Below are 20784 nucleotides of genomic sequence, written 5' to 3' on the forward strand. Positions count from 1 at the left end.
GATTACGATGAAACTTGGAGTATTTACTGTTTTATTTGCAGATAAAAATCTTGATGAAATGTTAGATTATGTGAAAGCATCAGGTGTTGAAGCGGTTGAGATTGGAACAGGCTGCTATCCTGGCAATGCACATTGTTCTTTAGAAGAACTTCTGGGCAACAAGGAAAAGCAAAATGAGTATTTGGAAAAAGTTACTTCACGCGGACTGACAATCAGCGCGTTCAGCTGCCACGGCAATCCGATTTCACCGGATGCGGCATTTGCTGCTGAATCTCATGAAACTTTGGTTAACACGATTAAGCTTGCGAATGAAATGAACGTTCCTGTTGTCAACTGTTTCTCCGGAACAGCAGGCGATCATGAAGATGCAAAATATCCAAACTGGCCGGTAGCACCATGGCCGAACGAATACAATGACGTATTAAAATGGCAGTGGGAGCAAAAATTGATTCCTTACTGGAAGGAAGTCGGAGGGCTTGCACAAAGTCTAAACGTGAAAATCGGTTTAGAGCTTCACGGCGGATTCCTTGTTCACACTCCTTATACTCTTTTAAAACTAAGAGAAGAAACATGTGATGCAATCGGTGCTAACCTAGACCCAAGTCACTTATGGTGGCAGGGCATTGATCCTGTCGGCGCCATTAAAATCCTTGGCAAAGCAGGAGCGATACATCATTTCCATGCAAAAGACACATACCTTGATCAGGACAACATCAACATGTATGGCTTGACTGACATGCAGCCTTACGGCGAAATTCAGTCAAGAGCATGGAATTTCCGTTCTGTCGGCTGCGGACACAGCATGCAGGAATGGTCTGATATGATCAGCGCACTAAGAACATACGGATATGACTATGTTGTAAGCATTGAGCATGAAGATCCGATCATGTCGATTGAAGAAGGTTTCCAGCGTGCGGTCACAAATCTGAAAAGCGTATTAATTAAAGAACAGCCGACGAATATGTGGTGGGCTTAAGCAGTATTCTAAGATTAAACAGGTCCTATTTCGCATTCAAACCGGACATTTCGTGCCGGTTTGAATAGCGATTGACCGTATCCACAACCTCGAACTCCCCGGAAACAACTCCGTTAAAGTCATCTCAGGCAACCAGAAAGAAGCAATGAAAGTAAGGTGGAGAAATCGTATGGCCACAATCAAAGATGTTGCTAAATTGGCAGGGGTAGCTGTTTCAACAGCATCCTATGCGTTAAATCATAATTCAAGAGTGAATGCAGAAACCGCAAAACGTGTTTTAGAAGCTGCAAAAACGTTAAACTATCAAAAAAACGGGATTGCACGAGACCTGAAACGAAGCAAAACCGAAACAATCGGGATTATCGTGCAGGATCTATCCGGACCCTTTTATTCTGAATTAATGCGGGGTGTGCAAGACACGCTCCTTACTCATCAATATGGTCTTATCGCCTGCAGTTCCATCGGAGGCAATGTGACAACAGCTTCAAAGTTTTTGCAGGAGCGCCGGGTGGATGGCGTCATTATTTTGGCTGAAAGTCTTCCGGATGAACTGATTCTTGGGTCGGTAAGAGAGGATTTTCCAATCATCGTCCTTGACCGGAAGCTTGAGAGCGATTCGATCATCCATGTGCTTGTTGATAATTTTTCTGGAGGCTATCAGGCAACACGGCATTTAATAGAACTTGGCCACAAAGAGCTCGCATATATTGGAGGACCTTCCCATAATCGTGATAACCAGCTTCGGTTTGAAGGGTATAAACAGGCCCTTAAAGACTCAGGAATTACTCTTCATCCAAGCTGGATCCTTCAGGGACAATATACGAGGGAAGGCGGCTATTATGCTGCCAAGATCCTCATGATGCAAGGAAATGCGCCATCTGCCGTCTTTTGTGCAAATGATGAAATGGCTGTCGGAGCATTAAAAGCATTTAAAGAATCCGGTCTGCATATACCAGATGATTTATCCATCATCGGCTTTGACGATATTGAAATTTCCCAATATATCTCACCGCCGCTCTCGACGGTCAAGCAATCCAATTATGAAATTGGTTCGCTCGCAGCTCATCTTATCTATCAGGCTTTAAATGAAGGGATTGAAGGGAAAGATTACATTCTCCCGACAGAGCTTGTCCTTAGAAAATCCACCAGCGCTGCTAAAAAAATGGAGGCTTGAAAGCAATCAGGATCTCTGATTGATTTTTAGTGCTGCCATGGCTGCAGCCTGAATCAGTGCGTGAAAAAAGGAAATGGCCGTTTTTCATGCTATAATAGAAGGTATCTTTAGAAGGAATGGAGTGATATCGATGAAAACAGGTCCATTTTTCGTGAAAATCTGGTCAAATGGTCAAGTGATGATTCCTTCCTACATTCGCAAAAAATTAAACATACAGACAGGTGAACGGGTCATCGTTCAGACAGATGGTAAAACCATCGATTTAATCATGGATGATAACAACGCCTATGAAAATGAAACGACTTTAAGCAGCAAGGGAACGATAACCATTCCGAGTGAGATTCGAAATATATGTGAAATTGATGTGGGAGAAAAACTGAAGATAGAATGGAATGAACAAGGGCAAAAAGTGACTTTTGTTCCTCCAGATGAAATGACAGGTTCAAATAAACTATCAAGCTGATCAGCCGGCCTGTTTTGGGCCGGTTTCAGTTTGTACGGGGGTAAATAAGTGAGAAACATACATAAGGTTCTAATCCTCTGTCTTCTTGCCCTGTTCCTGTCTGCCTGCAAGGATGAAGATGAGGGCCGTGACCGAAGGCTTGTTGTGACTGAGGATATGCTTGAAGCCATTCTGGATGAAAATAAAAGAGAGATGAGAGACATCTATTTAGAAGGAGCTTATCACTCTCCTCAAGAGCTGATTTCGCTGAAAAAGAAGTGGAAGATAGACAATCTGGAACTCGAAGATTTTGAAATTAAAGAAGAAAGCTTTTATGTGTTCCGCGCCTATTATGATCAGGATGATCAAAACGAGACCAAGGCCATTGCCTTCCGTGTGAGGGAAACAGATGAAGATGAACTGATTGTTGATTATGTGGATCAGGTGGTTGAAGAAAAAGAAAACCCTTAAAAGGAGCAGTACAAAAAGTCTGTTTTAGCATAATTATTGTTATATGTTATAAATGTTGTCCGTTCCTTGCAGCGAGAGGAACTTGCTTTCCGCGGGGAGGGTGGGAGCCTCCTCGGCATGCCTGCGGGGTCTCCCATTTCCCTCTATTTTCCCGCAGGAGTCAAGTTCCTTCCGCTGCAATCCACTTAAAGTTTGTAACATGGAGTCTAATAACAACAAAATTTATGAAATGATCCTAAAAGAAAAGACAGGAAAAAACATTTGTTTTTCCTGTCTTCTTCATTTTATAGACTTATTAGACAATCCATTTCTTCACACATTTATATCGGATCGAGCGCCTATCCCTCCCGTCAATAGTCTAACTGGATATTCAGCCTGATCTTTATTGGCTTTTAGTGAGCTTTAGATGTTTCCCCTTTTTTTCCTATATCGTTAATTCAATACTTGATTCTTTCGTTCCATCCATTTCGACGGTTCTATTTGCATGCCGATATTTAAAATGCGGTCAAGCTGCTGGCTTGCTTTTAGGGTAGTCACGGAACTAAGTCCGTCTCTTTTGGCGCTTTCAAACATTTCCTGCCGATATTTCTCAATTAGAATATCTACCATATTCAAGAGAATCACCTCACATTTCATGCAAAATATCCGTGAATAATTTATATATCGTCACTTTTTAGCTGTTATAAACTACTATAGTTCATTTTGAAGAAAAATAATTATAAAGAAGTCAGTTTTTTAAGCAGACTCCGAAATTCGTGATTCAGCCTCTGGAAATCTTCCTGTGAAAGACCGCTTGAATTCAGCATATACTCAGGGACACGGTACGCTTCTTCTTTCAATTTCAGGCCCTTTGCCGTTAAACTGATTTCTACTTTGCGCTCATCTGCTTTAGAACGAATGCGCTCAACCAAACCGGCTTCTTCAAGTCTTTTCAGAAGGGGAGTGAGTGTGCCTGAATCCAAAAACAGTTCCTTGCCCAAGTCCTTCACGCTCATTTTTTCATGCTCCCACAGTACAAGCATGACCAAATATTGAGGGTACGTCAGTTCAAGCTCCTGCAAAATGGGTCTGTACATTTTTGTCATCTCTCTAGAACACGCATAAATGGAAAAACAAAGCTGCTGTTCCAGGCTGAGAGGATGTTTCTCTGATGGCATTGGTTCATTGCTCCCGACATTTATTGATTGACAAACCCATTATATCGCTGTTATATTAATTTTGCAAAAACAAATTATGCACAATTTAATTTTATAAAATGAAATGGGGATCCTAACATGAAAAAACTTTACACAGCAACTGCAACTGCAACAGGCGGAAGAGAAGGAAGAGTCCAAACGAAAGACAAAGAGCTTGACCTTGCCATTGATATGCCTAAAGCACTTGGCGGAAGAGGCGGAGAGGGAACGAATCCTGAGCAATTATTTGCAGCAGGATATTCCGCTTGCTTTGACAGTGCATTAAATCTGGTAGCGAGAACCGAGCGCGAAAATATCGGCCAAACATCTGTTACATCACATGTATCAATTGGGAAGGACGATTCTGGTTTCGGTTTATCTGTTATTTTAGAAGTTCACATTCCAGACATATCAAAAGAAAGAGCGGAAGAGCTTGTACAGAAAGCTCATGGTGTTTGTCCTTATTCAAAAGCAACAAAAGGAAATATCGAGGTAGAATTAAAAGTTGTCTAAAACCTGAAATAGAGCTCATGTCCAAAAGGACCGAGCTCTATTTTTCTATTTGGATCGCCGCACCCTGTTCACTAATTAGTCCTGCACCATAATAAAAGAGATTACCGAGACGGACAGCGGTGTTTTTCACACGGCTGTGCAACTCAGTTTTTGACATGTTAGGGCATTTAGAAAAAATGAATGCGGCTGCAGCAGCTGCGTGCTGCGATGGTATGGACGTTCCATAAAAAATGGCATCATCCTGATATTTATTAAGAGCAGGATATACAGAAAAAATCATGGAGAAAATAAGAATAATAGCTGACAAAATACTCTGAGCCTTCCCCTTTTTCATGAATAAACCTCCTTAAATAGTATAGAATTATCATGGAGTCTAAAAAAGTTTGACTATTCTATCAATTATGCTACCATTTTAATAGAGTCATTTGTATTGGGAAAAGCGGGGCTATTTTCAGGAATAATAGGAGGAAATAGGAGGGATGTTTCCTGGATTTTTTGCATATTGGGAAATATGGGTCTTTATTTTATGTATTATTCAGAAAAATTGAGTCTATTTTCCCAATACGAATGTAAAAGGATTCGGCATAATAAAGAGAGAACTAAACATACAGATTAGTATAAGATGAGGTGCTGAACATGGAAATCGGAAGTCGAATAAGGTTCTATCGCATACAGCAGAATAAGACGCAGGAGGAACTTTCACGAGGCATCATTTCCACTTCTTACTTATCGAAAATCGAAAACAATCAGACGACCGCAAGTATTGAAGTACTTGATTACCTATGCAGCAGGCTTGAGATCAACCTCATCGAAGAAGAAGAAATTCCCCTGATGAAATCCTTATTTGACTGGTATCATGATATCGTTCACCGCAAGCACGATCATCTGAAAAAAAGGTACATTGACCTGCAGAAAGAAATCCAGTCATCGAGTGACACAACAGCCATGATTTACTTTGTCCTGTTTGAATTCAGGTATTTGCTGACTGAAAGAGAGTTTGCAGAAGCGGATGCATTGCTTGAAAAGATCAATTTGTACAAAGATATCTTCGAAGAAAAGATGACTTATTATTACGAGAAATTTGTCGGCCTTCATCACTATCTTCAAAGTAAATATTCTTCAGCCCTTATGCACCTCAAAGGGGCGGAGCGCTTTTTAACGAAGCATTTGCCTTTTGAAAAGTGGGAAGAAGCAGATCTCTATTATTCGGTTGCCCTGACTCTGAGTCAATTAAGAAAAGCGGCACTGGTCATCCAGTACACTCACTTTGCTTTAAATATATATCAATCAAGATATGATCTAATGAGATGTGCGGAGTGTCAGATCTTGCTTGGAATTAATTATTTGCGGTGCGAGGAACATACCCGTTCAGAAGAAAGCTACTTGCTGGCAAGGAAAATTGCCGAGCAGCTGAATGATAAAAGTCTGCTTGGAATGATCTATCATAATATGGGGTATCTCAGTTCAATCACCAGAAAATATGAACAGGCAATTGACCGCTACAATGAAGCTCTGCAATTTAAAGATAAAAATGAATCATTAAGCACCATTTTTTCGATTCTTTATGCTTATTATCAATTAGAAAATAAAGAAGAGGCTGAGAAGTGGATAGTAGAGGGTAAAACCATATTAGAAAATAATCCTAATCAGGAATATGACTATCATTTTAAAATCTATGAATATTTGCTGGAGGATAATCTCTCTTCTGAATTTGAATTTTTTATGATGGAAGTCGTTATCCCTTATTTTATCGAGCATGAAAAACAGCAGTATATCATTGAATATTCAGAGCTTATGGCATCCTACTTCGAAGATCGCCACAAATACAAATCAGCCGTTCAATATTACCAAATCGTATGTACCGCTTTGAAACGTGCATATGCAAATTAAATAACAAGGGAGAGCTTGTCATGAAAAAAATAGTTATGGGCATCACCGCTGGAGTTTTTTCGTTAGCATTTGCAGCAGGAGTTGGCTTATTTTCTGAACCGGATCATCCGAAGATTGTATCAGAGCCGGATCATCCGAAGATTGTTTCTGAACCGGATCATCCGAAAATCGTATAAAAAAGACGGCGCATATGCGCTGTCTTTTTTTTGCTTCCAGAATAATAGCATCGCAGCTTTTATCTTGGTTTTCAAATTAATTCATGTGAGTTTAGAAATAATTCGCTTGGTTTCCAAATTAATAGGTGTGCTTTTCAAAATCATTCGTGCATTTGCCTGCCTATTCCCTGTTCAGCCGGGTTAAAGAAATTGATTTCGCTTTTCTTAATCTCTCTCTAAATATTCTGTCAAAATAGCCGATGAACAAGATATGAGCCTTATTTCACAGGAAAAATGGAACTGAAGTGAGGAATAGTATCTATAGTACAGAAAAGAGGGGGCACCTAAAGGATGAAGCGGTTAAATAAAAGGAAGCCGAGAGAGAAAAAGAGCTTTGCATCATTTACTTTAAAAGGAAAGCTGCTTGGCAGTTTTTCAGTTATTATTGTGCTCAGTCTTATGATGGCCGCGTTTAATATTGTTGGTTTCAGCATGGTTAACAGCGGGACAAAGCAGATTGTGCAGGAGGATATGCAGTCGCTTCTCGCAGAAGGAAAGCTCAGAGATAATATTACGCAGCGCGTGTCTCTCATTAGAGCGTATTTTATTTATGGAAAAGATGAGTATAAAGATCAATATTATGAACTGACTGAAGAAAGTCAGGCGCTGCAGAAAAAACTTCTTGCCCAAAGTGATAACCCGAAAAGCCGCGAGTTAATGGAAAAAAGTGCTGACTGGGAAGAAATCGTGGAAGAGGAAGTTATCAAAAGCTTTGATTCCGGAATGAGAGTAACGGCGAACCAGACACTCCGCGGGGATGTGCAAAATCTAGCCGATGAGCTGACAGATGGGTTTGATTCTCTTGCTGGTGAGCGGGAAAAAGCCATTATTGAAGATGGAGATGCAATCATTAATCAAGGCCGGTTTATTAATGTTCTTGGGATTGTGTTTTCAGTTGTAATAGTCGCAATCGGTGTCTACTTGGCCATCCGGATTTCTAATGCGCTCACAAAACCGATTTCAGCAATCGTCAGCCGAATGAAGGCGATCTCGAATGGTCAGCTGAATCATGAGCCTCTTGTATCCAGTACACGCGATGAAATAGGCGACCTCATTCATTCTGTAAATGAAATGAATCAGCAGCTGAATGGCATTGTGAAAGATATTTCAGGAGCTTCTTTGTCTGTTGCTGAGCAGAGTGAACAGCTTCAAACCTCATCAAAAGAGCTAAAGGCAGGCAGTGAGCAAATTGCCTCAACCATGCAAGAGCTGTCTTCAGGTGCAGAAACACAGGCAAACTCAGCGTCCGATCTGGCTGAAACTATGGGCGAGCTGATGAATTCGATATACATCGCCAATCAGAATGGCGAGTCTGTCGCAAAAGCCTCTGCTGAAGTGCTGAATCAATCACAGACAGGCTATTCATTAATGAGCGATTCTGTCAGTCAAATGAACCGCATTAATGATTTAATGGAAAATACAGTGCTGAAAGTGAAACGTCTTGATGAACAGTCAGGACAGATTTCTACTTTAGTAGACGTTATTCAAAGCATCGCAGACCAAACGAATCTCCTCGCTCTGAATGCAGCAATCGAAGCTGCACGTGCAGGAGAACATGGAAGAGGATTCGCAGTTGTGGCAGATGAAGTCCGAAAGCTTGCTGAACAAGTATCCAGGTCGATTGTTGATATTAATAAAATTGTAGGCAATGTCAGAAAAGAAACGGAAGAAGTAGCTGAAAACCTTGGAGACGGATATGAGCAGATTGTAAAAGGAGCAAAATCCATTCATCAAACAGGGGAAAGCTTTTCTGAAATCAAAGCTTTTATTGAAGATATGTCAACAAGAATTGTCACCATTCAAAAGGATTTAAAACAGATCATGAAAAGCAGTGAACTAATGAATGAATCCATATCAAGCATTGCATCTGTATCGGAAGAAGCAGCTGCAGGAATTGAACAAACAGCAGCATCTGCAGAGCAGTCCAGCCAGTCCATGGAAGAAATCTCAAGCAACGCAGATTCCTTATCAGACTTGTCCGGAAAATTGAGCAGGCTTGTTAATCGGTTTCAATTTTAAACATTTCGGTTTCAATCAATTTGATTAAGATGCCGCATTTTTTATTCATATTCACCTGAAAAAGCTCAGAGCATAAAGGCTCTGAGCTTTTTCGCATCACTGATATGAATTTTATGCCCTTCATTTCTTATTCCGGAAATGAAATTGCGCGTTAAGCTGGCCTTCGAGCATTTTTTTACGGTAATCCGGTTTGCTGCGCATTTCTTTTTTCCGCATTTCTTTTAGAATTTCATTTGTCTGTACTCCATCTTCCCGTTTGTTTGCGATGTCCATGAGCCTCTCTACATCGGAAAATGAATATTTTCTCGTTCCCCGTGTTGTTCTTTGGGGAGAAATTAAATGCCTTTCTTCATAGTAGCGGATCTGCCTTAGTGATAAGCCGGTAAGTTCGCTGACAATTCCAATTGAAATGACTTTTTTGTCTTTATATGAGTGGTCGTGCTGTTCCATCTTTCCACCCCGCACATTAGATTCTTTTTCCAATTATACCTCACTCTGAGCTGGAAAAGTGAAGTTTTGTCAGAAAATCTAACATGGTTTGTAAGAAAAAGAAAATAATATGTAAGGTTTATTGACAAGAATGCTGAAAAAAGGATTTTTTCTTATTAAACTAACAGTAAGAGTTTGAAGGAGGAGACAGCATGGACATGAAGAAGGCAGCTGAAATTGCCAAAAAAATAGTGGAATTAGATGTAAGGAGGGATGAAATGCTTGAGGATCTGCATACCGTTATCGGGAAAGATGCTCATGAATTTCTGCGTTTTGTGCAAAATGGCTTTTTGAAAAAATCATCTTGATGGGCTGCTGAAGGGATTGAGGAGGAATAGCCTGTCAAATATTGAGTCAGCTCAAGGATGTATTCTTCTGTGAATAATGAAGTTACATCACCGAAACGGTTAAGGCCCGTTTCATATGCACATAAAAATAGAAGCTTTTCATCTGGAATCGAAAGGCGTGCGAAAAAGAGCTGTTCTTGTTTTGGTTCAAACGTATTAAGGAAGTAAATGTCTTGATCATGCTGGTTTTTGCGGAAAGCTGCCGGCCGAATATGCTTCACTGTTTCATCATCTCCTGGAACGATTTAGAAACTAGTTTCGACCATTTACAGCTTTTTAACACATGTCAGTGAATTTTTACACGCACTTAACTGAATCGCAACAATCAGCGGGTAAAGTGAAGAGAGGACATAATGAAAGGGGAAATGAAAATATGAGTAAATTATTTCAAAAAGCATTGGAAGATCAAAGAGCTTTTTACTGCAAAAAGCTATTATCACTTGGCATTTATAATCCCGAAGTTTTAAGCAGCATGACCATGTCAGAGTTAAAAAAGGAATATCATCATTTTTATAAGAATATCCCTTTAATCAAGCTTTCACATAAAAAGTCTGTTTGAACATGAATTAAGAGTGTTTAAAAATGACATTTAACCTGTATGTGACCTTGTCTTTATTGGGGCTTGGAGGAACTTTTCAGATGACAGAATCAATTTCCGGCATACTGTTTTCAGTCCATTCATGTAATAATAATAGCCTCGGTTCAAAGTCGAGTTCGTCTCCGGCTTTTTTTCTTGCGTGTAATAAAATATTGTTTCTTTCTGCTGTTGAGCTGCAGGTGCTTTATGCAGCAAATGACTGAGAGGGGAACGTTTGATGAATCGGCACCAACTTGCATACAAAATAGATTGATAACCCAGATTCTTCGATAACTCCTTCAGTTCTTCTTAATGATTTTCCTCGTCCTTTTCCATTTTCCTTATAAAATGAAATTAGAGATAATAGCTTCCACTAATCATTGTGTGTTAAGATGAGAAAAAGATGTGCAGGCAGGGGCTGAATGGAAATGAAACTTGCAGGTATCGTTTTAGCCGGCGGACAGTCACGGCGGTTTGGTTCAGATAAAGCACTTGAGCCTTACGAAGACAGTACTTTTTTGGATTTAGCTTTAAAGAATTTGAAAGCGGTAACAGAAACTGCGGCAGTTATCGGGCGGACAGATCATGCTAAAGAGCATGTTCAATTTTTCAGCGATAGCGCCCAGTATAAAGGGATGGGCCCGCTCGCAGGACTATATACTGCCATGAAAGAGGTTCAGGCAGACTGGTATCTTGTTTTGGCATGCGATATGCCGCTTATTGATAAGGAGATTCTGACGGTTCTCATATCTGGCATAAATGAAAAACAGCCGGCTGTCATCCCAGTCGTATACGGAAAGTGTCATCCTCTATGTGCGTTATATCATTTCTCCATTTTATCTGAGATTGAGAGATTATTAGATCAAAAACAATTAAAGATGATGACCTTGCTGAATCAATTAAATCCCGTCTATTTAGATGAAGCTAATTTCAGCAATCCCGAACGGTTTGCCAATATCAACAGAAGAGAAGATTTGGGGATTCTAGTAGATGGTCACAAACAAAGTTTTAGTTAGAAATCAGAGCACTAGGCTTGAATGATTCCTTATTCCAGATGAACTACTTGAAAAGAGGAATTAAAGAGCCTGTATGAATCCAAAAAACCAGATCAAATTTTAAAAAAGAGGAATCAATGAACGGGTTTAATTACCTAATACAGCCTATATGAGAGAATAAAGGAATCAGATGGTCAAAATGATTCCTGAATAAGTCCAATTAACATTAATAAAAGAATCAATATACCGCAGGGATGCTCACAATGAATCTAGTAATTCTAAAAAAGAAACTGCTTCAAAAAACACAGGATTGATAGTAGAATAAATGAAAGAACTGTGTGAATTTTATGACATTTTAAGAATGTTAAAGTAAGAGGGCGATGAGAATGGTGTCTTATACAAATGAAGAACTTGAACTTTCATTGAATTTATTTAAAACGTTTGCAAGAGCTTTTAAAAGTGTGTCAGAGCACTCCATCCGCGACAGCAAAGAACACGGTTTTAATCCGACGGAGTTTTCAGTTCTTGAACTGCTTTATACGAAGGGTCCGCAAAAGCTTCAGCAAATCGGCTCCAGGCTGCTGCTTGTCAGCGGCAATGTAACTTATGTCATTGATAAGCTTGAAAAAAATGAATTTATCTACCGTGAACAAGATCCAAAAGATAAACGGTCTGTCTATGCGAAGCTGACGGAAAAAGGACAAACCTATCTGGATGAAATTTATCCGATTCACACGCTTAGAATGGCGCGCGCCTTTTCGGGGCTTTCTACTGAAGAGCAGCAGCAGCTTATGGCCTTGCTCAAAAAAGCAGGCGTTCATAGCCAGCATTTATTATTTCGATAAAAAATCCCGCGGATGCCGGGATTTTTTTTATTGTTCAAATAGAAAATAGTATGTCAAGCTTTATATTCACCTCATGTCCAATTTTCTGCATGTGTCTTGCTGTTTGATCATAGGTCATGAAAAAGTGTTCTGCGTCCGAGTGATCTAGCGTAATCATAGGGGAATTGCATCAATCGCTCTCATTAATTGAATAAGAAATTTATTATCCTTTGAACTATAAAAGCCAATATTGAAATAAGAATGATATCAAGAGCTACCCACTTCTTTTTTCGTTTCTTATAGTTCGTATCCATAAAAAACCTGATAGCGTAAAATGCTGTGAAAATGCCGAGCAGTTCAAAAATATTCAAATCAATATCCCCCGGTTTCTGAAGAGGCTTTTTCATTTCTCACTTTGTTTCATTAGTTGTCTTCTTGAAATATAGTACAAAATAATGGTTATTAGGAAAAGGGAAATGCTGATAACACCATTAATCAAGCTATTTTTTGACACAAGATTAATGATTGTAATTATAAGTAAGAAGGCAGACCCAATTAGAGGTAATTTATGTTTTAAATTCATTATTTTTGACCACACTCCCTTCACAGCGACAGGCTGCTTTATATGACAATATTGCTCTTTAATAATTTTCAAGTTTATTTCCATTTTATCACAATTACCCAGTAGTAAAGGGTATTTTGTAAGATAAAACACACCAATTATTCGGCTAGTTGAAGTGTTATTTCCTATGCTGTTTTAATGTTTTGCACTTCTGAACCAAACCTGCAATTTTCCGATTCCTTCTTAATTATAAAGAATGCTGTCCTTTATTATTAGCGATGAAATCAAGCACCTGCTCAATCACTTCGTCCTGCGGGGAAGTAAAGTATTTTTGAAAAGGGCAGCCATCTTTCACTCGCTCTGATACAGCCTCCATCGTAAATTGATGAACACTCAGTTCTTCGTTCACTTCATCCCAGTTTAGAGGGGCAGCCGCATATGCACCATCAGGATTCCCTCTTACAGAATAGGGAGCAATAATCGTTTTACCTTCAGCATGCTGGATATAGTCGATATACAGCCGGTTTCCCCGGTTTTTTTTGAGCCGCTCAGTTGTATACAGCTCAGGGAAAGCATTGACAAGGTATTCAGCAATAAAGGACGTAAACTGTTTTGTCTGCCCATATGAAAAACGATTTTTAGTCAAGGGAATATGTATCTGAATTCCTTTACCTCCAGATAGCTTTGGAAAGGAAGCAAGGCCGAATGAATCAAAGAGCTTGCGCATCTCAATCGCTGCTGAAACTGCCAAGTGAAAATCATCCCTAGACGGAGGGTCAAGATCAAAAACAATTTCATTCGGACAGGAGGAATCATAGGTCTGGAAAGGGATATGAAATTCCAGGGCGAGCTGATTTCCAAGCCAGATCAAAGTAGAGATATCGTTGCACAAGATATACTTGATACCATCCTGCTCCGATGTTGCCACAAACTTTGGCGCATAATCCGGACAGTTTTTTTGATAAAAAGCTTCATCAGAAGTTCCGTGAGGATAACGAATAACCGTCAGAAGTTTATTTTTCAAGAAAGGCAGCATATAGTTGGAAACCTCCACTAAATAAGCCAAATAATCTGTTTTCGTTCTCAGCGGTTTTTCCCACAGCGGTTTATCAGGATGTGTGATCTGGACTTCTTCGTGAAATGAAACGGCATTCAGCTTCAGCTGCTCCCATGTGCATTCTTCAGGATGCTGATCAAACCGGAATGCTGAAAAAGAGGGTTCGCGCAGCTGATTTTTATAAAGCTCCAGAAATTGCAGCTCCACGCAAATCGCAGGGGAAATGGTGATCCATTGTGAATCCTCGCTATTTTTATTTTCCCGTAGAATTTTAAGTAAAGAATCTCGGTCAGATCCCTCCAGACCATGAGAAAAAACACCAGCGTCTATCACATCCTCACCCTTGTATACACCCGCTTTAAAATACCCATTCTTCTTGTCATATCCTATAATAAAAAACAAAGCATATTTATAATTTTTTATTTTCATCCAGGATTTCGTGCGCACTCCTGCCTCCCACTTGCTTTTATGTTCTTTTGCAATCATTCCTTCTGAATCAAATGCCAGAATGCTGCTCCACAAAGTCCTTGAACAGGAGGGAACATATTGAATAAGCTGAGTGTTATTTATAGGTTCAAGAGGGAATCCGCATGATGCTGCAATGTTTTTTAGTTTCTTTTTTCGTGAAAGATAATCTGAAAGAGCCGTTTTTTCGTGCTTGCATTCAAGAATATCAAAGATCAAGTACTGACACGGATTTGTTTCTGAAGCCTGGCTGATCTTGTCCTTAGCTCTCATCCTTCCGCGCTGCTGGATGACTTCAAAGGATGCTTTATACGGGTTTTTTAATGATACGAGTTCACCGTCGAAAGTGCACGGCATAAATTCCTGCAGCCTGTCAAAGATAGATTGGACAGCATCTATGATTTCAGGGAAAAGCGGGCCAAGGTCTTTTCCGTTGCGGCTGATAAGTGTGGTTTCTTCTTCTGAAATGGACAAAATAGCCCTGAATCCATCATATTTGACTTCATAGCTCCACTTTTCTCCTTCAGGAATTTGGGCTGAAAGGGTTGGAAGCATTGGTTTTACATACATGGCAATCGTCCTTTTGCATTTTTTCTTACTGTTGCACATTAGCATTCTATTTATGAAGGGGAGCGTTTCAATTTGAAAAAAGCCATTTTTCTGGATCGTGACGGCGTGATCAATGAAGTTTTATCGGACCGCGTAAAATTCGTGAATCATCCCGCTCAGCTCTATCTTTTAGAAGGAGCTGCAAAAGCAGTAAGGCTTCTCTATGATAAAGGCTTTACTATATTTGTCGTGACGAATCAGGGAGGTGTGGGTCTTGGCTATATGAAAGAGGAGATGCTCCAGCAGATTCACCTAAAAATGATTGGTGAAATTGAAAAAGAGGGCGGCCGTATCCAGGAGGTTGCTTACTGCGCTCATGCCCCTTACGCCGGATGCAGCTGCAGAAAGCCAGGGCCTGGCATGATTACAGCACTTGCCGAAAAGCATGGAATCAATCTTGAACACAGCTACATGATCGGCGATCGGGATGTTGATATCCTTGCAGGCAAGGCCGCTTGCGCGAAAACGATTTTAATCGGTTCAGAGGATCATGGTGCAGATTTTCGGTTTGACACTCTGTTTGAAGCGGCTTCTTGGATAGTCAAAGAAGAAAACCTCGTATGACCTGACGAGGTTTTTTGATATCAGGCTTTTTTACGGGCAGTTTTCGTTTTTTTCTTCGCTTTGGCTGGCTCCTGTTTTTTTGCGGCAGTCTCTTTTTTCGCCGGCTTTTCTTTTGAGCGGTCAATACTTGCCTGAAGAGCGCTCATCAGGTCAACAACATTTTCGCGCGGTGCATCTGCCGGTGTTTTCCCCTCATTACTGCCGGCTTTTTTCTGAATAAGATTAAGCAAGGCTTCCCGGTAGTCATCTTTGTAGGTTTCCGGGCTGAAGGTTGTTGTTAATTGATCAATCAGCATGATCGCTGTTTCAAGTTCTTTTTCTCCAAGCTCTGTTTTTTCGGGCACACTTGGAACGTCTGCTGTATTTCTGACTTCATCCGGATAATGAATGGTTTCCATGACAATGGTATTTTGATACACGCGGACAACAGCCAGCTGCTGTTTAGAACGGATGGTCATTTCAGCAACACCGATTTTTCCAGATTTTAAAAGAGCTTCACGAAGCAGCGAATAGGCTTTACCGCCATTTTCACCGGGACCGATAAAATAAGATCGATTGAAATAGATGGGATCGATTTCTTCCAGGTTCACAAAATCAATAATTTCAACAGCTTTATCTTCATGTTCATGTTTTAGCTGTTTCAATTCATCTTCATCTAAAATGACAAACTTGCCTTTTACATATTCATACCCTTTGACAATATCGTCATTCCCGACAGTTTCATCACAGTTCGGACATTTTTTTTCATATTGAATAGGGGTATGGCATTTGCTGTGTAAATTTCTGAGTTTCACATCTTTATCTTCAGTAGCTGCATATAATTTGATTGGGATATTGACAAGGCCGAAGCTGATCGAGCCTTTCCACATTGTGTGCATGATTTTTCTCCCGCTTTCCTTTTTTTCTTAGCTTCTGCGTTTATTGTGTGATGATGCGCAGAAAAAAATGGTTTTTAGCTGAAGAATGTCAATTCTTTCAGGTATAAGACGATAGTATTAGTAGATGCGATTAATAAAGTTTATGATCTTTTTTAGTGGGAATAGCTAAATAACGATGCCGAAAAGGAGGGGCTGCAATGTCCCGCAATCAGTCTATGACCGTCCTGAACCCAGCTACTTTAACCAGTGCTGAAAATATAGATGAAACTCCTATTTATCATATTCAGCAAATGTATGATCTATCAAAATCAGCCTCTGACACCTGGAAAGAAAAAAGTGTGAAGGAAAGGCTTTCTTTCATTCGAAAGGTAAAGGACGTTATGCTGGAGAGGATGGATGAAATCATCGAAGTGATCGCAGCAGATACTGGAAAAGTGAAAGTAGAAGCTGTCAGTGCTGATGTAATGCCAGTTTTGGATGCGATTTCTTTTTTAGAAAAAACGGCGGGGAAAAGTCTTGCTGCGCGCCGTGTGCATACTCCGGTTAATTTCTTTGGAAAGAGAAGCTACATAGAATATATGGCAAGAGGCACGGTGCTTGTTATTTCACCATGGAACTATCCTCTGCAGCTCTCGATGGTCCCGATTCTGAGTGCACTTGCTGCCGGCAATTCCGTTATCCTGAAGCCATCTGAAGTAACGCCTTTAGTAGGGAAATGCATTGAACATTTATTCAAGCTTGCTGAGTTTCCTAAAGGGCTCGTACAAGTGGCTCATGGAGGAAAGGAAGTGGGAGCTGCGCTTGTGAGCGGAAAGCCTGATTATATTTTTTTCACCGGGTCGGTTGCAACAGGGAAAAAAATACAGGAGGAAGCTGCAAAACAATTAATCCCATCGACGCTTGAACTTGGAGGAAAAGATCCTGTCATTGTTTTTGCAGATGCAAACATCGACCGCGCTGCAAAAGGTGCAGCGTGGGGTGCTTTTACGAACAGCGGGCAAGTGTGCATGAGCTCTGAGAGGATATATGTCGAGCAGAGTGTTTATGCTGAATTTCTTGAAAAGCTGCAAAATGAAACGGTTAAGCTTAAACAGGGAACGGACGTTAATGATGATATTGGATCCATGACCTATCACGGACAGATTGACATAATTAAAGATCAGCTGGAAGAGGCGATTGCGGGAGGAGCCCGTTTGGTCACCGGCACAATGCCGCGTGATTGGGACTTGTCTGCCGGACTTTTCATTCCTCCAACAATTGTTGTTGACGTTCATCAAAACATGAAACTTGTACAAGAGGAAACATTCGGTCCCGTCGTAACGGTTATGCCTTTTAAATCAGAGCAAGAAGCAATAGGACTTGCAAATGACTCCATATACGGATTGAATGCAAGCGTTTGGAGCAAAGACATTAAGAAAGCGAAACGGGTCGTTTCAAAGCTTGTAACCGGAAATGCAGTCATTAACGATGTGATGATATCAGCTGCCAATCACCATCTTCCATTCGGAGGAGTGAAACACAGCGGAATTGGAAAGTATCACGGCAAAGACGGCATTCGAGTGTTCTGTCACGAAAAATCCGTTTTGCTTGACCGAGGAAAGAAAAAAACGGAGATTCAGTGGTATCCCTATCAGAATAAATATCCTAAAATCCGCTCATTTTTGAAGCTGATGTTCAGAAAAAAAAATAGCCGCACCTCTTAAGGCGGCTATTTTTTACTTGGTTTAAATAGATTGAATCACAATAACCCATATACCCAAAGCCCAAACATATACCGCAAATCCTTTTAAAGAGTGCTTTTTTACATACCCTATCATCCATTTCACAGCGGCATATCCAGTAAATGCGGCGGTCAAGGTTGCCAAAAGCAATGGCATGAAGCCGATTGAAGCTGCATGACCTGAAAAAAGATCAGCTGATTGAAATACGAGGGCTCCAAATATCGCGGGTATGGAAAGCAAAAATGAAAAGTAAGCAGCGGTTTCTTTATCTATTTTCCGCATCAAGCCTGCAACTATCGTCATTCCTGACCTTGAAATCGCCGGGAAAATAGCAAGCGCCTGAAAGCATCCGATGAATAATGCGTCGCCAGCTGTCAGATCATCCAGTTTTTTTGAGCCTTTCTTTATGGAATCAGCAAACCATAAAAATACTCCTGTAATTAAAAACTCCCATCCGATGGTAACGCCTGATTTTGAAATGCCGTCAAAAAAATCACTGATAAATACTCCTGCGAAAACAGCCGGCAGTGTTCCAAGGAATAATAAAAACGTCAGCTTGGTAAAAGGATTTTTCAAAAGCTTCAGCAAAATATCCCGGTAAAACACAATAAGTGCGATAAAGGTTCCAATATGCAGCATCGTATCAAGAAAGATGCCCCCGTCTTTCATGCCAAACAGCATTCTTCCCAAATAGAGATGCCCGGTAGAACTTATCGGCAGAAACTCAGTCAGACCTTGTATAAATCCTAATATCATTGCCTGCAGCCAATCCATTTCTTCACCTCGATTAAAGAGTTGCTCTTTATCCGCAGAAAAAAAGCCGAAAATTAAAAATCTGTAAAGTTGTCCCTTTTTAATCGTATGTGTAGTATGATAGCTTGTAGAACTGAAAAGGAGTTTGGTACTGAACATGGAACATTACATTCTGGCTTTTATTGAATACTTTAAAGACCTTTCGTACTTTGGCGTGCTCCTTGCACTATGCTTTGAGTTTGTGCCTGCTGAAGTGGTTCTTCCGCTTGCGGGGTATTGGGTTTATCAGGGAGATATGACTTTATGGGGAACGGTTCTTGCAGGTACAGTCGGCGGAACGATCGGACCGCTGACGCTTTATGCGCTTGGCCGCTACGGGGGAAGACCATTTCTTATAAAGTATGGAAAATATATGTTCATTAATGAAGAAAATCTTTCAAAAGCAGATGCTTTTTTCGAAAAGAATGGAGCAATGGTGGCTTTTACCGCCCGTTTTCTTCCCGGAGTGAGAACGCTGATTTCCATACCATGCGGAATGGCTAAAATGAACGTCTGGATTTTTTCTGTCTATACGTTTGCTGCCATGCTGCCGATTACATTTTTGTATGTCTATCTTGGCTTTAAATTGGGCGATAAATGGAAGGAAGTCGGCGGAATAGCCAACGACTATCTGCTTCCTGCAGGGGTTGTTGCTGTCATTGTATTTCTTTTGTACAAGTTTATGACAAGAAAAGCCATTAAGCCGTCAACATTTACTCATAAGAATTAACCAGAAAAACACCTTTGCCATGATTAGGCAAAGGTGTTTTTAGGATAGAAGTGAAATGATAGTGGGTATATAGATTAAATACGCTATTAGGAGGAATGTAAGAATGGATTTAGCTTTATTGCTAGAGTACGGCTGGGTGCTCCTTGTATTAATTGCCCTTGAAGGGATTTTAGCAGCAGATAACGCTTTGGTCATGGCCGTCATGGTTAAGCATTTGCCTGATGATCAGCGGAAAAAAGCGCTGTTTTACGGATTGGCGGGAGCTTTCGTCCTGCGTTTTGGTTCCTTGTTTTTAATTTCATTTTTAGTGGACGTCTGGCAGGTGCAGGCAATTGGAGCGATTTACCTCCTGTTTATTTCAATCAATCATATTCTTAAAAAGTTCGTCTTTAAAAAGGATCTCCATAATCAGAAAGAACGGAAGGAATCAGGGTTTTGGGGAACCGTCATCAAAGTCGAGCTTGCCGATATCGCTTTTGCAGTCGATTCGATTTTAGCAGCCGTTGCTCTTGCTGTAACTTTGCCTGAAACAGCCTTGCCTACAATCGGGGGACTTGACGGCGGACAGTTTTTAGTCATTCTTGCAGGCGGGGTCATCGGTCTGGTCATTATGAGATTTGCAGCAAGCTTTTTCGTCGCTCTTCTGCAAAGGAGACCCAGTCTTGAAACTGCAGCTTTCGTTATTGTAGGCTGGGTTGGTGTGAAGCTCGCGTTATACACATTAGCACATCCTGACATCAATATGATAGATAAGCATTTCATTGAGTCTGCCACTTGGAAACTGATTTTCTGGATTGTCCTTGCAGGCATAGCAATAGCAGGCTGGTTCCTTTCAAAAGACGAAAGCGACAAGCCGGAATCAGAAGAAGAACGAATGATTGAAAAAGCGGAAGACAGATAAGAAGGAAGCATCCGAATTTGAACCGGATGCTTTTTTTGATCTGGGAAAAATGAACAGTGTTTGGCACAATACCTATCTTCAATAGGTATTGTGCAATTTGGACATTTTTCTGAAGGTGAGGAAAAAATAGTAATTAATTCTTCTTATTGGTAATTCCCTTCCTTTAATTTGATAAAATTTTCAAATGCAGCCAATTTTCCTATATTTTTTCACATACTTTGTAATCTTTTTGTAAAAAAAGTATTTTCACACCCTCAAATTCCGAATTCATTTCGTAGCTGTTTAGTGAGAAAAAAATAATCGAGAGGAGTAAAACCGAAGATATAAAATCATCTGAGAGCTTTCATTCTTTTTCCGTCTCCCATTCCCTTTAAATCAACGGGTAAGCATAATTCCAT

Annotated in this window: 23 protein-coding genes; 16 read left to right on the forward strand and 7 right to left on the reverse strand. The window is 40.3% G+C overall.

The window, feature by feature from the left end:
* Nucleotides 1-7: 7 nt before the first annotated feature.
* From ABEQ24_RS02015 to ABEQ24_RS02030, 4 genes are all read left to right on the forward strand, one after another.
* Nucleotides 8-976 carry a sugar phosphate isomerase/epimerase family protein gene (locus tag ABEQ24_RS02015; RefSeq protein WP_430005205.1) on the forward strand — a complete coding sequence of 323 codons (969 nt, stop codon included), beginning with the start codon at nt 8-10 and terminating at the stop codon, nt 974-976.
* Between the two features lie 169 nt (nt 977-1145).
* Nucleotides 1146-2150 (forward strand): LacI family DNA-binding transcriptional regulator, encoded by a 1005-nt coding sequence (locus tag ABEQ24_RS02020; RefSeq protein WP_430005206.1) that lies wholly within the window; start codon nt 1146-1148, stop codon nt 2148-2150.
* A gap of 130 nt (nt 2151-2280) precedes the next feature.
* Nucleotides 2281-2613 carry an AbrB/MazE/SpoVT family DNA-binding domain-containing protein gene (locus ABEQ24_RS02025; RefSeq protein ID WP_430005207.1) on the forward strand — a complete coding sequence of 111 codons (333 nt, stop codon included), beginning with the start codon at nt 2281-2283 and terminating at the stop codon, nt 2611-2613.
* A 48-nt stretch (nt 2614-2661) separates the two neighbouring features.
* Nucleotides 2662-3063, forward strand: coding sequence for a hypothetical protein (locus ABEQ24_RS02030; protein WP_430005208.1), 402 nt, complete (start codon nt 2662-2664; stop codon nt 3061-3063).
* Nucleotides 3064-3495: 432 nt separating this feature from the next.
* On the opposite strand, the gene ABEQ24_RS02035 is transcribed toward ABEQ24_RS02030, so the two are convergent.
* Both ABEQ24_RS02035 and ABEQ24_RS02040 read right to left on the reverse strand, forming a co-directional pair.
* Complete coding sequence (locus tag ABEQ24_RS02035; RefSeq protein ID WP_430005289.1) at nt 3496-3672, reverse strand: aspartyl-phosphate phosphatase Spo0E family protein; 177 nt, start codon at nt 3670-3672, stop codon at nt 3496-3498.
* Between the two features lie 107 nt (nt 3673-3779).
* Nucleotides 3780-4220, reverse strand: coding sequence for a MarR family winged helix-turn-helix transcriptional regulator (locus ABEQ24_RS02040; protein WP_430005209.1), 441 nt, complete (start codon nt 4218-4220; stop codon nt 3780-3782).
* 117 nt (nt 4221-4337) lie between these two features.
* On the opposite strand from ABEQ24_RS02040, the gene ABEQ24_RS02045 reads away from it, so the two are divergent.
* Nucleotides 4338-4751, forward strand: a complete 414-nt coding sequence (locus ABEQ24_RS02045; RefSeq protein WP_430005210.1) for an organic hydroperoxide resistance protein — start codon at nt 4338-4340, stop codon at nt 4749-4751.
* A 37-nt stretch (nt 4752-4788) separates the two neighbouring features.
* Here the strand turns inward: ABEQ24_RS02045 and ABEQ24_RS02050 are convergent, their stop codons facing one another.
* Nucleotides 4789-5085 (reverse strand): S8 family serine peptidase, encoded by a 297-nt coding sequence (locus ABEQ24_RS02050; protein ID WP_430005211.1) that lies wholly within the window; start codon nt 5083-5085, stop codon nt 4789-4791.
* A gap of 302 nt (nt 5086-5387) precedes the next feature.
* Here ABEQ24_RS02050 and ABEQ24_RS02055 point away from each other — a divergent pair, with 302 nt between their 5' ends.
* The 3 genes from ABEQ24_RS02055 (at nt 5388) to ABEQ24_RS02065 (ending at nt 8875) form a co-directional block, all read left to right on the forward strand.
* Nucleotides 5388-6641 carry a helix-turn-helix domain-containing protein gene (locus tag ABEQ24_RS02055; protein WP_430005212.1) on the forward strand — a complete coding sequence of 418 codons (1254 nt, stop codon included), beginning with the start codon at nt 5388-5390 and terminating at the stop codon, nt 6639-6641.
* A gap of 20 nt (nt 6642-6661) precedes the next feature.
* On the forward strand, nt 6662-6817 hold the full coding sequence (locus ABEQ24_RS02060; protein ID WP_154318085.1) for a hypothetical protein: 156 nt from the start codon (nt 6662-6664) through the stop codon (nt 6815-6817).
* 330 nt (nt 6818-7147) lie between these two features.
* Complete coding sequence (locus ABEQ24_RS02065) at nt 7148-8875, forward strand: methyl-accepting chemotaxis protein (RefSeq protein WP_430005213.1); 1728 nt, start codon at nt 7148-7150, stop codon at nt 8873-8875.
* Between the two features lie 120 nt (nt 8876-8995).
* On the opposite strand, the gene ABEQ24_RS02070 is transcribed toward ABEQ24_RS02065, so the two are convergent.
* Nucleotides 8996-9325 (reverse strand): MerR family transcriptional regulator, encoded by a 330-nt coding sequence (locus ABEQ24_RS02070; RefSeq protein WP_070879431.1) that lies wholly within the window; start codon nt 9323-9325, stop codon nt 8996-8998.
* A gap of 191 nt (nt 9326-9516) precedes the next feature.
* Between ABEQ24_RS02070 and ABEQ24_RS02075 the strand changes: the two genes are divergently transcribed.
* The 4 genes from ABEQ24_RS02075 (at nt 9517) to ABEQ24_RS02090 (ending at nt 12128) form a co-directional block, all read left to right on the forward strand.
* Nucleotides 9517-9672 carry a hypothetical protein gene (locus ABEQ24_RS02075; RefSeq protein WP_430005214.1) on the forward strand — a complete coding sequence of 52 codons (156 nt, stop codon included), beginning with the start codon at nt 9517-9519 and terminating at the stop codon, nt 9670-9672.
* Nucleotides 9673-10084: 412 nt separating this feature from the next.
* Nucleotides 10085-10270, forward strand: coding sequence for a Fur-regulated basic protein FbpA (gene fbpA / locus ABEQ24_RS02080; protein ID WP_430005215.1), 186 nt, complete (start codon nt 10085-10087; stop codon nt 10268-10270).
* Nucleotides 10271-10716: 446 nt separating this feature from the next.
* On the forward strand, nt 10717-11304 hold the full coding sequence (locus ABEQ24_RS02085) for a molybdenum cofactor guanylyltransferase (RefSeq protein WP_430005216.1): 588 nt from the start codon (nt 10717-10719) through the stop codon (nt 11302-11304).
* 365 nt (nt 11305-11669) lie between these two features.
* Complete coding sequence (locus ABEQ24_RS02090) at nt 11670-12128, forward strand: MarR family winged helix-turn-helix transcriptional regulator (RefSeq protein WP_430005217.1); 459 nt, start codon at nt 11670-11672, stop codon at nt 12126-12128.
* 788 nt (nt 12129-12916) lie between these two features.
* Here ABEQ24_RS02090 and ABEQ24_RS02095 read toward each other — a convergent pair.
* Complete coding sequence (locus ABEQ24_RS02095; RefSeq protein WP_430005218.1) at nt 12917-14761, reverse strand: DNA ligase D; 1845 nt, start codon at nt 14759-14761, stop codon at nt 12917-12919.
* 72 nt (nt 14762-14833) lie between these two features.
* Between ABEQ24_RS02095 and ABEQ24_RS02100 the strand changes: the two genes are divergently transcribed.
* On the forward strand, nt 14834-15364 hold the full coding sequence (locus ABEQ24_RS02100; protein ID WP_430005219.1) for a D-glycero-alpha-D-manno-heptose-1,7-bisphosphate 7-phosphatase: 531 nt from the start codon (nt 14834-14836) through the stop codon (nt 15362-15364).
* Nucleotides 15365-15384: 20 nt separating this feature from the next.
* On the opposite strand, the gene ABEQ24_RS02105 is transcribed toward ABEQ24_RS02100, so the two are convergent.
* Nucleotides 15385-16242: a Ku protein gene (locus tag ABEQ24_RS02105; RefSeq protein ID WP_430005220.1), complete on the reverse strand. Its 858-nt coding sequence runs from the start codon at nt 16240-16242 to the stop codon at nt 15385-15387.
* 197 nt (nt 16243-16439) lie between these two features.
* Here ABEQ24_RS02105 and ABEQ24_RS02110 point away from each other — a divergent pair, with 197 nt between their 5' ends.
* On the forward strand, nt 16440-17945 hold the full coding sequence (locus ABEQ24_RS02110) for an aldehyde dehydrogenase family protein (RefSeq protein WP_430005221.1): 1506 nt from the start codon (nt 16440-16442) through the stop codon (nt 17943-17945).
* 21 nt (nt 17946-17966) lie between these two features.
* Here the strand turns inward: ABEQ24_RS02110 and ABEQ24_RS02115 are convergent, their stop codons facing one another.
* Nucleotides 17967-18737 (reverse strand): undecaprenyl-diphosphate phosphatase, encoded by a 771-nt coding sequence (locus tag ABEQ24_RS02115; protein WP_430005222.1) that lies wholly within the window; start codon nt 18735-18737, stop codon nt 17967-17969.
* 136 nt (nt 18738-18873) lie between these two features.
* Between ABEQ24_RS02115 and ABEQ24_RS02120 the strand changes: the two genes are divergently transcribed.
* A complete protein-coding gene (locus ABEQ24_RS02120; protein ID WP_430005223.1) occupies nt 18874-19485 on the forward strand; it encodes a DedA family protein in 612 nt (203 codons plus the stop codon).
* Between the two features lie 103 nt (nt 19486-19588).
* Entirely contained in the window at nt 19589-20386 is a 798-nt protein-coding gene (locus tag ABEQ24_RS02125) for a TerC family protein (RefSeq protein ID WP_430005224.1), read from the forward strand.
* Nucleotides 20387-20784: the final 398 nt, after the last annotated feature.

The organism is Metabacillus idriensis (assembly GCF_050483325.1).
Taxonomy (GTDB): domain Bacteria; phylum Bacillota; class Bacilli; order Bacillales; family Bacillaceae; genus Bacillus_P; species Bacillus_P idriensis_A.